Raw genomic sequence first — 13504 nt, 5'->3', positions numbered from 1 at the left:
CCCGCGGGCTGCTGAGCGGCCTGGGTCACCGCCAACGCCTGCTCGGCCACCCCATCAGGAGTCGTGGTGTTCGGCGGGGCATCAAAGGGCGCCAACTGCGAGGCCGTGGCCGAAGCCGCCGCATAGCCATACATCGCCGCCGCATCCTGGGCCCACATCTCCATGTACTGCGCCTCGGTCGCCATGATCGCCGGCGTGTTCTGCCCGAAGAAATTCGTCGCGACCAACGTCGCCAACAACACCCGATTAGCCGCAATCACCGGCGGCGGCACCGTCATCGCAAACGCCGCCTCAAACGCCGCCGCGGCCGCCCGACCCTGACTGGCCGTGTCCTCGGCCAACCCCGCCACCGCAGAAAGCCAACTCACAAACGGCACCACCGCCGACACCATCGACGACGACGCCGGACCCACCCACGGACCCGACGTCAACTCCGCAATCACCGAGCTATACCCACTGGCCGCCGCAGCCACCTCAGCAGCAATCTCATCCCACGCCGCCGACGCCGCCATCAACGAACCCGAACCCGGACCCGCATACATCCGACCGGAATTGATCTCCGGCGGTAACGCCCCGAAGTCAAACACCTGTTCTCCTCAGTTGGCCGGGATCGCTGGCGATCCCGGCAGTCGCATCGGATCAGTGGTGGCCGTGGTCACGGCTTCGTAAGCATTCGCCACCCGTAAGTCGCTGGCCGCCCGGAATCACCGACTCAGACCTCTCGGTCCGCCACCCCAGTCGGCGGGCTGTCCGGCGCATCCTGTCGATCCCGTGCCTGACGCCCAAATGTGGCTTGCCGCCACGCTTCTCGGACACCCGGTCAGGAACAACGTGCACCTTTAGCCTCGATTGATCCCTGCTGTCAGCAACCGAGCGACAGTCCGCGGTCTTACCGAACTGTCGCTCGTGAATGAGATTAGTTCGTTATCAGGGGCGCGCCGACACCCGACGCCAACTGTTCATTCCAGGCCAGCCACTGTTCATTCCCTGTCGACCACAGTTCACTTGTGGCAACTGTTTGTTCATTCGGGGTTTGCTTTGAAATCGTTCTCGATAGCGCCTGCACGGCACCTCGCGCCGGTCAGTCCTCTTCGAGGATCAGCGCCATTTCGGGGCACGAAGCGACGCCGTCCCGGGTCAGCTGCTCGTCCTCGGGCCGCACCTCATGCTCCTCGAGGATCGAATAGCCGGATTCGTCAATCGGGAACAAGTCAGGGTCGACGGCGTAGCACTGGGCATGACCCACGCATCTGGCTTGTTCGAGACGAACCCTCATGAGGTTCCCTCCCTACCGGGCTTCGCAGAATTGCAAGTCGCGTCAGCGAATCGAGCGGCGATTCGTCGCTGGCTAGAGTGTAGAAGATCGCCGCCGCGTGCAGCCGTTGACCGGAAACCATCGCGCCGGCGCGCGATCGGATTCGTGTCCCATTGCGACACATGCGATATTGGTGTGCCGGCTGGAAACGGTGCCGACGAAGTCCCCGCCGCAGCGGTGAGCAGATCAAGATAGACAAGCGGAGAGCCCATGAGCACTCCTGGCCAAGGCCAGCAAGGCACGTTCCACCTACCGCGCCTCGATTTCGAGAAGTTACCGATGGCCGAGGACCGGGGCGTCGGGTGGAAGGTGTTGCGCGACGCCGGCCCGGTGGTGTTCATGAACGGCCATTACTACATCACCCGCCGTGAGGACGTGCTGGCGGCGCTGCGCAATCCCCAGGTGTTCTCGTCCACGATCCTGCAGCCTCCCGGTCACCCGCTGCCCGTGCTGCCACTGGCGTTCGACCCTCCTCAGCACACCCGTTACCGGAAGGTGCTGCAGCCCTTCTTCAGTCCGCTCGGCCTGAGCAAATCCCGCCCGGTGCTGGAGCGGCACGCCGCCGAAATGATCGCCGCCCTTGCGGGCCAAGGCAAATGCGAAGTGATGGCGGACTTTGCGCACCTGTACCCGTTCCAGGTCTTCATGGATCTCTACGGCCTGCCGATCCAGGATCGCGACCGCCTGATCGATTGGAAGGACACTGTCGTCAGCGACAAGCCCTACCTCACCCAGGCCGACCTCGAGAAGAGCCAGCTGCTGTTGGAGTACCTGGTCAATGCGATCCAGCAACGCCGCCAAAACCCCGGCTCCGACATGCTGTCGCAAGTCATGGCCAGTGACGGTGACTTCACCGATCTGGAACTGCTGGGCATGAGCCACCTGCTGATCCTGGCGGGCCTGGACACGGTGACCGCGGCGATCGGATTCTGCCTGTTCGAGTTGGCGCGCCGGCCACAGCTGCGCGCTTCGCTTCGCGAGAACCCAAGGCAGATCCGGGTTTTCATCGAAGAGATCGTCCGGCTGGAGCCCTCTGCGCCGGTGGCCCCCCGGATCACCACCCAATTCGTCGAAATCGGCGGCATGACGTTGCCGCCCGGCACATCGGTGCGGTTGTGCATGGCCGCGGTCAACCGCGACGAGAGCGACGCCACGTCCGTCAACGAGCTCGTGATGGACGGAAAGGTCCACCGGCACTGGGGGTTTGGGGGCGGACCGCACCGCTGCCTGGGCTCTCATCTGGCGCGGATCGAGCTGACCGTCATCGTCGGAGAATGGCTCAGGCAGATCCCCGACTTCGACGTGCCGGCGGACTACGTCCCCGCGATCAACTACCCGTCGAAGAGTTTCGCGCTCAAAGAATTACCGCTGCGCTGGGGCTGATTCGGCCAGCCCCGGCGCAGCGGTATCCGCCTTACTTGCGCAACTCCGTCGCCGCGACCTGGACGAACACACCGGTGTCCTCGGCCATCAGCAGGCCTCGACCACGGGGCAGCGGCCCACCCTTCATCTTGCCGCGGATGAAGCCCTCGTCCGGGTCGGCGTCCATGACCAGCAGCGGCGCGTTCGCCTGGGCCAGCGCTCGCAACATCGGGTCGCTGCCCGCCGACGACCAACCACCGAAGGTGCGCGTGACGAGCACGTGCAACCCGACGTCGGCGGCCCTGGTCACCCACGGGGCGGCCTTGTGCAGTGGCGAGTCGAAACCTGCCGGCAGCTGCTGGATGTCGTCGACGATCAGGAAGATCTCCGGACCGCTCCACCACGACCGCGACAGCAACTCCTCGGCGGACAGACCCGGCGGCGGCTCGCGTCCGGCCAGGACCGCCGCCAACTCGCCCATCATCGCCTGGACGCCGTCGAGGTTGTAGGCGAATTTCTCGACATAGTCCGGACCCAGCGTGGTCAGCAGCTGGCGCCGCGGGTCCACCAGCCAGACCTGTGCCGACGGCTGGCCGGGCGGCGGCGTGGGCGCGCTGCTGGCTCCCGGCGCGTACAGCCGGCCGATCTCGGACATGATGGTGGCCAGCGTCGTGGTGCGCCCACATTCGCGTCGACCCGTCACCATCAGGTGCGCGTTCTCGGCGAAGTTGAGGTACACCGGCGACAGGTCCAATTCGGAGATGGCCCAAGCGATTCCGCCCGCACCGACGCCCTGTCGCGTGTCCCGTGCGGCCAGCTCGCGCAATTGCTCCACGTCGAACCGCGCCGGGAGGCGGCGCACCGGCGGGGCCTGGCTGCTCGTCAGGCGGCTCACGGCGTCGATGACGCTGTCGGACTCGAAGACGTAGTCAGCTGTGCTCCCGAGCGCGGGGCGGGCCACCAACGTGTGCAGACCGGCCTGTGGGTCGGAATCGAGGCGGACGTAGTTGACCGCGACCATGCCGCGGCCCGGCTTGACCGGAACTTCCTTTGCGAACCGGGACCGCACCAGTTTGGCGTCCTCCACGGCGGCCAGCCGCAGCTCGACCCGGGAGCCGAACCCGCTTCGCACCGGGGGCCGCAGCTCCGATTCGCGATCGGCCGTGACCACCACGTGGACCCCGAACGACGGGCCCTGGTTGATGATCAGGTTCACCTGCTCGATCAGCACCTCGTTCTCTTCGGCCAGCGCCCGGTAGTTGTCCACCACCAGGTAGACGTCGCCGAACCCGTCGTTGGGGACCGGGCCGGGCTCGCCGCCGAACTTGCGCCGACGGAAGACCTCCATGGAGGCGATGCCGTACTCCAGGAAGGTGCTCTTGCGCTGACGCACCAACGCCAGCAGCTCGGCCACCGTTCGGCGCACGCCGTACGGATCGGTCGGGCCGGCGACCTCACCGACGTGCGGCAACCGGGCGACCGTGGTCAACGCGGTGCTGCTGTAGGCCAGGCAGTAGAACTGGACCTGCTCGGGGGTGTGGGTCAGCGCGGCCGAGCAGATGAGCGTCTGCAGTGCCGTCGTCTTGCCCGAGCCGCCGGCGCCCAGGATGAGGACGTTGGCGCCCGGCCCCGAGGTGTCCACCGTCCACGGCGGCTGGTCGTGCTTGAAGGGCCGGTCGATGATCCCGATCGGGAACACCAGATCGCGGGCCGTGCCGTAGTCCTCCTGCCACGGGTGGCCGAGGAATCGGTCGACCAAGTCGTCGATCGGAACCGGCTGGTTCAGCGGCGGCTGCCACAACCGGTACGGCTCGAAGTCGATCTTGCGCAGCTGATCGATGATCACCGTGCCGACCTTCGGCACCCGGATGCCCTCGACGTCGTCGTCGCCGACCTCGTCGGCCCCGAGCGTCTCGCCGTTGGTGATCGCGGCCGGGGTGAGCTCCGGGCCGCCCACGCTGACCTCGAGCGGGGTGAACGAATTGGTGAACAGCTGCGGGCGAACGTAGTCGATGCTGTGCACCAACGCCGGCGCCTCGTCGCCGTCGTCGGTGAGCCCGCGGGGGAAGTAGTCCCGCCAAAGGAACTCGGCCTGGAACCGGACGATGTCCTCCAGGCTGCGGCGGAAGTAACCCAGGCCCGCCTGCGCCGGCAAGTTGACGGCGTTCGGCACGCCGGCCGCCTGCGCGGCGCCCGCGGTGCGCGCCTTCAGCACCAGCCGGTAACCCATGTTCTCCATCAGCTTTTCGGCGCGGCTCTCGATGGTCTGTGACGCCATCATCAGGTGGATCCAGTAGGCGCGGCCCTGCCGGCCGATCGAGTCGAGCACGTCGACCGCGGTCGGCATGATCCGGAACCATTCGTAGAACTCGTCGATGACCACCACGAGCATCGGCAGCGGCGCCATGTCCTGGCCGCGGGCCTGCATCCGGAGCCGGACCGAGTTGTACTCCTTGGCGTCGTCGACGCCGGCGCTGTCGCAAATCGCCTTGCGGCGGGCGATCTCGCCCCACAGGGCGTCCAGGAAGCGCTCCATCAGCGCCTGGTCCTCTTCCAGGTCGGTGATGATGCGCGACACGTGCGGGACCCCGGCGAACGGCTTGACCGCCGACCCACCCTTGAGGTCCGCCAGCACGAACTGCAGCTCCTCCGGCGGGTGGCTGAGCATCAGCGACTCGATCACGGTCCGCACCAGCGTCGATTTACCCGAACCCGTCGTGCCGGACATGACGCCGTGCGGGCCGTCACCGCCCTCGTCGAGGGACTTCATGTCCAGGAACAGCAGCTCGCCGTTGTCGGAACGAACCCCGAACGGTGCCCGCAACCGCGACCGGCCCATCGAGTCGTTACGCGCGCCCCACAGCGCCTCGAAATCGATCTGACCCGGGTCGTCGATTCCGTAGTAGGCCATGATGTCCCGGGCGCCGATGTGGGCCACCCGCTGGCCGATCTCCTCGTAGGCCTCGGCGAGGCGCCAGCGGGCCAGCGCCTGGGCGAACTCCTCCGCCTCGGCGACGCTGATGTGGTCGGTCAGCGCGAAGAACCACGGCTTCTCGTCGATCACCATCCAGGTGTCGCGGTCGCGGGGCAGCGCCTCGATGATGCCCTTGTCGTCGAACCGCAGGGTGCGCTCCGGAACCGAGGTCCACATCGAGGAGCCGGTCAGGTCGAAGAAGGTCACCCCGTCGATGCCCTCGGCGCTGATCACGAATTCCCACTGGGGGTCGACGACGTCCGCGACGATCACCGTGTGCGGCGTCGGGGTCTGCGCCGACGAGCTGGCGTGCCGGGGCGTGAAAGAGCCACGTCCGGCGAACAATTCGGACTGCTCGGCGGCGAACTCGCGTACCGAGCTGTAGACCATCCGCGCGTTGCCCGCGGCGTCCTGGCGCCGTGGGTCGCCGAAGTGCGGAAGCCATTTGACCCAATCCCACTCGTCCAGGTCGGCGGTGACGACGACCATCTGGACGTGGTCGGGGCCGTGCGAGAACGCCAGCTGGCAGATGATCGCCCGCATCAGTCCCAGCACTTGCTCGCGGTCCCCGTTGAGCGCGTACCAGGGTTCGACGAGCAGCGAGATCATCTTGGGCAGGTTGTAGACGACGCTCTGGTAGCGGCCGAATTCCTGCAGCGCCTTACCGGTCACCGGCTCCAGCTCGATGTCGGTCGGCATGTTCTGGGGCTCACCCCAGGTCACCTCGGGACGCGTCATGCCGACGCCGACGCGGACCACACCGAAGTTGAGGTCCTTGCCGTCGGGCTTGCGCTCCCACATGCGTGAGCTGCCGACCGCGGCGGCCAGCGTGGTGGGCGCCGGGTGGTACCACCGGTAGTTGGCGTCCATGCTGTCGGCCGACTCGTGGGCGGTCTCGCGCAGCATGTCCAGCATCAGCATGAACTGGGCGCGCATCGCGTCCAGCTTGGGCCGGCTCATCTGCTGCTGACCGCCGAATCGGCCGCCGAACATCATCATCGCGACGCCACCGATCATGAAGATCGGGAAGATCGCGCCGGCGCCGCCGAACACGCGCGAGCCGCTGCCGAAGACCATTGCGACCATGCCGATCAGCAGGCCGATCACCAGGACGCCGACGATGATCAGCCACACGGGCTTGCCCTCGGGCGGCGGAATGCTCAGGGGCGTCGGAAGGACGATGTTCTCCGGCTTGATGACCGGAGGCTTCTCCGGTGTCGGCCGTGCAAACCCGCGTTTCACTTAGGTACCGCCAATTCTCCTGGGGACATATCCATCGGTAGGGTGTCGTGCTCCACGAGCGCGTCCGCGCGCGACAAGGTCGGGCCTTGCGGGAGCAGCCGCAGCGCCACCCACGGCGCCAGGCTCGGTTTGGTCTTGAGGCCCAACGCCTCACGCACGTCGCGGGTGTCGTCGACCCCGAACCGGGCGCCGGCGTCCGTCACCCACCACAGCGATTCCGTCGTCTTGGCGCCCGGGTCGTTGCCGGTGACGGCCACGAAGTTTCCGTAGTCGGGCCCGAAGAAGACCTGGTCGGCCACGCGGCCCGTCGTGTCGGCCTTGACCAGCGAGACCACCTTGTTCTCGTCCTTGGCCGCCACCGGGATGGTCGGGCCGGACACCACCTGGATGCGGGCCCGGTTTTCACCGGAGGTCTTCTGCCACCACCAGCAGGTCGACGGGTTCTCGCGGATGTCCGAGACGTTCAGCGGGGCGTCCGGGTAGGAGGACAGATCCAGCTTGTTGACCACGGGCATCTTCGCCAGGGCGGACGGTTCGACGGTCACCGGTTTGGTGTTGCCCGGCCCGGCGTTCTGCAGAATCTGGGCCACCAACGGCGGGAGGGTCTGCACGCCGTCGGCCAGCACCAGCGAATATTGTTGCGGCCCACTGATTTGCGGTGTGACGATCACCGTGCCGATCGGGCCGGGCGCGTTCGGGAAGGATGCGCCGGCGCCCGCGTTCGGGATCTGGGGCACGGTCAGTTCGGGTCCCACCGGCAACGCGTCGAACAGGGCGCGGCTCATGGGCTTGGCCTGGCCGACCTGCTCGGGCGTCAGGCCCAGCGGCAACAGCACCGACCGGTTGGTCGCATCGATCCGTGACCGGCGTCCCTCCCGGATCACCCACGCGTCCCCGCCGTAGTTCAGCACCACCGCGTCCGACCCGTTTAGCACGCGCCGGTGGTTGCTGAGGTCGGGGTTCCCGTCGATGACGGTCACCGTCACGCCGGACGGTGCGCTGACACCGGTCGAGGTGGCGACGGTGTCACACACCAGCCACGACGACGTGGCCGGGCTGGTGGTGTGGAAGTTCGACGGCGCGCCCGGGATGCCCACCATCGGGCCGCGCGGCAGGCTGGCGATCTGGTTGGACTTGACCAGGTGCGGGTTGTCCGGGCGGCCGGTGATCAGGCGCGCCGACGCCAGGTTCAGCGCCGGATACAACCGGTCACCCACGCGGACGTACAGGGCGCCGGAGTCACGGTCGGCGATGATCGGCGAATCCCCGACCTGGCCGGCCGGGCTGAGGAAGGAGTACAGCAAGGCGCCCAGGCAGATCACCAGCGCCGCCGACACCGACGCCACCACGGCCAGCGTCTGGCGCCGCCCCGGCTCGACCTCCATGCGGACGCGCCAGCGGGTGAGCGCCATTGCGGTGCGGCGAGCGAGGAACTGGTAGCCGGTCACCTGGGTCCGCGTCGACAGCCCGAGGCCATACCCCGACCCGCGCTGCCCGCGACTCTCTTCCGCCACTTAATTCACCATCCGGTCTGCTAGAACGCCTGGATATTGTCCTGTGAAAATTTCCGCTGCGCGAATTACATCGACAACCGTAAGGCACCGGTACGGGCCTCGCCACGCGGCGACGATGACGTTCGCTGCTGCATCTGCTTCATCTGCGGGCGTCCGGTCGTCGGCAGCTCGCCGGGCCGCCGGCGTGCGCCACGCGCCAGGCGCCGTTGAGCTGGCACTTTTTGTTCCCCGCCGATCCCGCCCGGACTCCTCATGTCTCTGAGGGCATCGTAATGGCGAATGGCGCGCCCGTCCTGTCGAGCGTGCGCCCTCGGCGCACGGCGCGACGCAGCACCGGCCGGCAAACCGGGCGGCGGCGGTCGCGGGCCGGGTCGCCGCCTCTCCCCGATTGGTCGGCGGGCGATTTCTGGCACCAAGATGAGCGGTATGAGTGAGCTCGCGCCGTCGCTGGTCGAACTTGCCAGGCGATACGGCATCGCGACCGAGTATCAGGACTGGACCGGGCGGCGGGTGCTCGTCGCCGAGGCCACGCTGGTGGCCGTGCTGGCCGCGCTCGGCGTGGCGGCCGGAACCGAGCAGGAGCGCAACGTGGCCCTGGCCGCGAAGCTGCGGTCGCATTGGGCGCGGCGGCTGCCTGCGACCATCGTCGGCCGGACCGGCGAGCAGGCCCGGTTCTGGGTGCACGTGACCCACGGCGACCCCGCCGAGGTGTGGTTAGAGCTCGAAGACGGCACCGTGCGCGGCGGGATCCAGCAGGTGGACAACTTCACCCCGCCGTTCGAACTGAACGGGCGCTGGGTGGGCGAGGCCAGCTTCGTACTGCCGCCCGACCTGCCGCTGGGCTACCACCGGGTGCACCTGCGGTCCGGCGACGGCGAGACCAGCACCGCGCTGATCATGACGCCGGACTGGCTCGGGCTGCCGGAGCGGCTCGGGGCCCGGCGCGGCTGGGGGCTGGCCGCCCAGCTCTACAGCGTGCGGTCGAGCCAGTCCTGGGGGGTCGGCGACCTGACGGACCTGACGGACCTGGCGGTGTGGTCGGCGACGCGGCACGGCGCCGACTACTTGTTGGTCAATCCGCTGCATGCCGCCGCTCCGACGACCCCCATGGAGCCCTCGCCCTACCTGCCTACCTCGCGGCGCTTCGTCAACCCCCTCTACCTTCACGTCGAGGCGATCCCCGAGTTCGCCGCGCTGCCCAAGCGAAGCCGGGTGCGGCGGCTGCGCTTCGACGTGCAACAGCGCGCCGCCCGACTGGACTCGATCGACCGCGACAGCGCGTGGGCGGCCAAGCGCGCCGCGCTCGAGCTGCTGCATCGGGTGCCGCGGTCGGCGGGCCGCGAACTTTCCTACGAAGCCTTCCGCGCCCGTGAAGGCCGCGCGCTCGACGACTTCGCCACCTGGTGCGCCCTGGCCGAGAAATACGGCGCCGACTGGCATTCCTGGCCGCAGAAGCTGCGGCATCCCCAGGCGAGCGGTGTCGCAGGTTTTGTCGAAAAGCATTCGGACACGGTCGATTTCCACCGGTGGCTGCAATGGCAACTCGATGAGCAACTCGCCGCGGCGCAGTCGCGGGCGGTCCGGGCCGGAATGGCGCTGGGCGTGATGCACGACCTGGCGGTCGGCGTGCATCCCGACGGCGCCGACGCGTGGGCGCTGCAGGATGTGCTGGCGCTGGGCGTCACCGCCGGTGCCCCGCCCGACGAGTTCAACCAACTCGGCCAGGACTGGTCCCAGCCGCCGTGGCGGCCGGATCGGCTGGATGCGGAGGAATACCGCCCCTTTCGGGCGTTGATCCGCTCGGTGCTGCGGCATGCCGGTGGTGTGCGGATCGACCACATCATCGGGCTGTTCCGGCTCTGGTGGATCCCGGAGGGCGCACCGCCCACCGAGGGCACCTACGTTCGCTACGACCACGAGGCGATGATCGGCATCGTCGCGTTGGAAGCACACCGCGCCGGCGCGCTGGTCGTCGGCGAGGACCTCGGCACGGTCGAACCGTGGGTGCGCGACTACCTGCTGCTGCGCGGGTTGCTCGGCACATCGATCCTCTGGTTCGAGCTCGACCGCGACGGGGCCGGCGGCCCGCTGCCGGCCGAGCGCTGGCGCGAGTACTGCCTGTCGTCGGTGACCACCCACGATCTGCCGCCGACGGCCGGCTACCTGGCGGGCGACCACGTGCGGCTGCGCGAGTCGCTTGGACTGCTGACCCGCCCCGCTGAAGACGAGCTTGCCGCCGACAGGGCCGAGCTCGCGGCCTGGCTGGCCGAGTTGCGGCGGGTGGGGCTGCTCGGCGACGCCGACACCGACGAGGAAAGCATCATCTGTGCCTTGTACCGGTATCTGGGGCGGACCCCGTCGCGCCTGGTGGGCGTGGCCCTGACCGACGCGGTGGGTGACCGGCGGACCCAGAACCAGCCCGGGACCACCGACGAGTACCCCAACTGGCGGGTGCCGCTGACCGGCCCCGATGGCCGCCCGGTGCTCCTGGAGGACGTGTTCACCGATGTCCGGGCGGCCACCCTCGCCGAGGCCGTGCGCAGCGCAATCGCGCCCACGGACGTCGATAGCGCGCCTGTTAGCTTCTGAGGCCAATAAGGTTTCCGCCGTGTACGGCCGCGCGACCCGGCCTAGCGGCAGCTATTGAGGTGCGGTCGTTAACTGGGGCAGACCTGCTTGACCCAGCCGTCGACGGTCTTGTTGTTTTTCGTGTAATCCGGGTCATCGAAGTGCGCGCCACCCGTGGTGACGAAGTGTTCGATGGCGTCTTTGACGGAAGCCGGCGGGTTGTACCGCTCCAGGGTGTCAGCGGCCTTGCGCGCGGCGTCCTTGTCCGATGCGGCGAGCAGATCCACATTCGCCCCGGTGACGTCGACACATTGGCTGGAATCCAAGGTCGCGACTGCCGGCGCGTTTGCCGTGCTGGTATCGCTGGACGCCGCGGATGCCGACGTAGTAGCTGTGGTGGTCGAACTGCTGCTTGCAGCCGAACTCGATCCCGAACTCGCGGGTTTGCTGCTGGAGCAGCCGGTCATTAGTGCTGTGGCAACTACGAGGGCCATAAACAACCACCGACGGGTCATACAATCCTCCAACTCGATTTGTAATTTTCATTTGCCGGGATGTCGCCCGTATTTCAGGCCGGCAACCGGACGCCGTACGATAACCCGGTATTCGCGGGACCGTTGAGTTTTTCGCGTTCGAATTCATTTTGCTGAAACGTGTCCACGTACGAATTCGGCCCTCACCGCTTAGCCCGAAGCCCGACGGCGACGGCGACCGCTCCGGCGTTCCGCGGGCGTTCGCCGTCAACCCGGTTGAGATAGTTCGGGCCGCCCGGTTCGACGACACGACCCGATCCAGCGGCCTTCCAGAAGACTCTGCGCCAACTCACAGCGGGCGTCCATAAACCGCATCTTCGGTGTAAGCGCCTGATTCGTCGGGCAGTTGCGGTGTTGAGGGCCGGTGCGGCGGGCGGATTTCGCCCGAATCGGACCGTCGGCAGCGAAAGTACGTCGCCCCGGGCTCGGGACGCGGCGTTTCTTCCTGATCGTGTCCAATTTCTACAAGTCGACCCGTGTAAATTCGGCCTCGTGACGAACACCGAACAACGGAACTCAGACGTCAATCCGGCCGGCGGCGTGTCGACACTGAGAGTGGGCACGCCGCTGCAGTCTCCCCCGGACTACCGCAACGAGATTCACACCGCCGAGGACGTCATCGACGTGGAGACCTACGGTGGCGGCTTCGACCTCACCCGCCGGGCCACCGCCCCGAAGCTGCGCGTCGGCCGCGACCGGTGGTTCAATCTGCTCTGGCTGATACCCATCGGCTTTGCCCTGCTGATCGCCGGTGTGGCCGTGGGCAAGGGCCTGCACAACATGCCGGCGGTGCAGTCGTTCATCCAGCGTCATCCCGGCACGGACCGCTCCGGCGTCGCTCCCGGCCTGCCGGCCTGGATCGGCTGGACGCACTTCTTCAACCTGTTCATGATGATGTTCATCATCAGGACGGGAATCCAGATCCTCTGCGACCATCCCCGGCTCTATTTCAGCCGCAACGCCACCCCGGGTAAGGACGAGTGGCTGCGGGTCGGTCCGCCCGTGCCGGACGACGAGCTGTGGACGGCCAACGCCGACACCGTCGCCCTCCCACCGCAATTGGGCCTGCCCGGCTTCCGGCACTCGATCGGGCTGGCCCGGTGGTGGCACCTCGGCGTGGACGTGCTGTGGCTCGTCAACGGGGCGGTCTTCTATGTGCTCCTGTTCGCCACCGGGCAGTGGCGCCACATCGTGCCGACCAGCTGGGACGTCTTCCCCAACGCGGCGTCGGTGGCCATTCAATATCTGTCGCTGGACTGGCCGACCGACAACGGCTGGGTCGCCTACAACGGCCTGCAGTTGTTGTCCTACTTCACCACGGTTTTCATCGCCGCGCCCGCGGCTTTGATCACCGGCCTGGGAATGTCGCCCGCGTTGTCGCAGCGGGTGCACTGGCTCAGCAAGCGGCTGAGCATTCAGCACGCGCGATCGCTGCATTTCGTGGTGCTCGTCTATTTCCTGTTCTTCATCCTGGTGCACGTCACGATGGTGTTGACGACCAGTGCGCTGCGAAACCTCAACCACATGTTCGCCTCGCGCGACGACAACAGCTGGGTGGGTTTCTGGATCTTCGCCGCGGCCATGGTGGTGACGGCGATCGCCTGGGTTTGGGCCACTCCCTTCACCATTCGTCATCCGCGGGTGATTCAGCGGGTCGGGTACGCGCTGGTGGGCCCGTTCCAGCGAATGCTTGAACAGCTCGACCCCAAGCCCGGCGCCTTCACCGAAAAGGACATCTCGCCGCATCATTGGCGCAACGGGCGCCTGCCGGAGACCGTCGAGTACAAAGAGCTGGAGGCAAACGACTTCAAGGACTGGATGCAGAAGTGCTGGCTGATCTGCTCGTGGTAGGGCAGTGCCATCAGGTCCTCGAGCGAGAACTCCATCGGGTGCTCGACGAGACCGTAGACCTTCAGCCGCCAGTCCTTGAAGTCGTTTGCCTCCAGCTCTTTGTACTCGACGGTCTCCGGCAGGCGCCCGTTGCGCCAATGATGCG

Annotated in this window: 7 protein-coding genes and 1 pseudogene; 3 read left to right on the top strand and 5 right to left on the bottom strand. The window is 67.3% G+C overall.

Annotated features, from left to right (window positions below):
* Both A5701_RS02095 and A5701_RS02090 read right to left on the bottom strand, forming a co-directional pair.
* Positions 1-587 (bottom strand): PPE family protein (locus A5701_RS02095; RefSeq protein WP_156669877.1); only part of this gene is annotated, 587 nt, incomplete at its 3' end.
* Between the two features lie 494 nt (positions 588-1081).
* A complete protein-coding gene (locus tag A5701_RS02090) occupies positions 1082-1276 on the bottom strand; it encodes a ferredoxin (RefSeq protein ID WP_067748007.1) in 195 nt (64 codons plus the stop codon).
* A 249-nt stretch (positions 1277-1525) separates the two neighbouring features.
* Here A5701_RS02090 and A5701_RS02085 point away from each other — a divergent pair, with 249 nt between their 5' ends.
* Positions 1526-2698 carry a cytochrome P450 gene (locus A5701_RS02085; RefSeq protein ID WP_067748005.1) on the top strand — a complete coding sequence of 391 codons (1173 nt, stop codon included), beginning with the start codon at positions 1526-1528 and terminating at the stop codon, positions 2696-2698.
* A gap of 31 nt (positions 2699-2729) precedes the next feature.
* On the opposite strand, the gene eccCa is transcribed toward A5701_RS02085, so the two are convergent.
* Together eccCa and eccB are read right to left on the bottom strand one after the other, a co-directional pair.
* On the bottom strand, positions 2730-6893 hold the full coding sequence (gene eccCa, locus A5701_RS02080) for a type VII secretion protein EccCa (protein ID WP_067748003.1): 4164 nt from the start codon (positions 6891-6893) through the stop codon (positions 2730-2732).
* Complete coding sequence (gene eccB, locus A5701_RS02075) at positions 6890-8407, bottom strand: type VII secretion protein EccB (protein ID WP_067748001.1); 1518 nt, start codon at positions 8405-8407, stop codon at positions 6890-6892. Before eccB ends, eccCa begins: the two co-directional genes overlap by 4 nt.
* Positions 8408-8833: 426 nt before the next feature.
* On the opposite strand from eccB, the gene malQ reads away from it, so the two are divergent.
* A complete protein-coding gene (malQ, locus tag A5701_RS02070; protein ID WP_067747999.1) occupies positions 8834-10996 on the top strand; it encodes a 4-alpha-glucanotransferase in 2163 nt (720 codons plus the stop codon).
* A 68-nt stretch (positions 10997-11064) separates the two neighbouring features.
* On the opposite strand, the gene A5701_RS02065 is transcribed toward malQ, so the two are convergent.
* Positions 11065-11301, bottom strand: a complete 237-nt coding sequence (locus A5701_RS02065) for a hypothetical protein (protein WP_156669876.1) — start codon at positions 11299-11301, stop codon at positions 11065-11067.
* 762 nt (positions 11302-12063) lie between these two features.
* Here A5701_RS02065 and A5701_RS02060 point away from each other — a divergent pair.
* Positions 12064-13341 (top strand): annotated as a pseudogene (locus A5701_RS02060) (oxidoreductase); the annotation flags it as partial.
* Between the last annotated feature and the right edge of the window lie 163 nt (positions 13342-13504).

Source organism: Mycobacterium sp. E3305 (assembly GCF_001666785.1).
GTDB lineage: Bacteria > Actinomycetota > Actinomycetes > Mycobacteriales > Mycobacteriaceae > Mycobacterium.
Note: the sequence above shows the minus strand (reverse complement) of the source record. Positions and strands in the feature narration are given on the sequence as shown.

Coding starts and splice junctions, on each gene's coding strand:
- malQ (WP_067747999.1), top strand. CDS start 8,834: ATGAGTGAGCTCGCGCCGTCGCTGGTCGAACTTGCCAGGCGATACGGC.
- A5701_RS02085 (WP_067748005.1), top strand. CDS start 1,526: ATGAGCACTCCTGGCCAAGGCCAGCAAGGCACGTTCCACCTACCGCGC.
- A5701_RS02090 (WP_067748007.1), bottom strand. CDS start 1,276: ATGAGGGTTCGTCTCGAACAAGCCAGATGCGTGGGTCATGCCCAGTGC.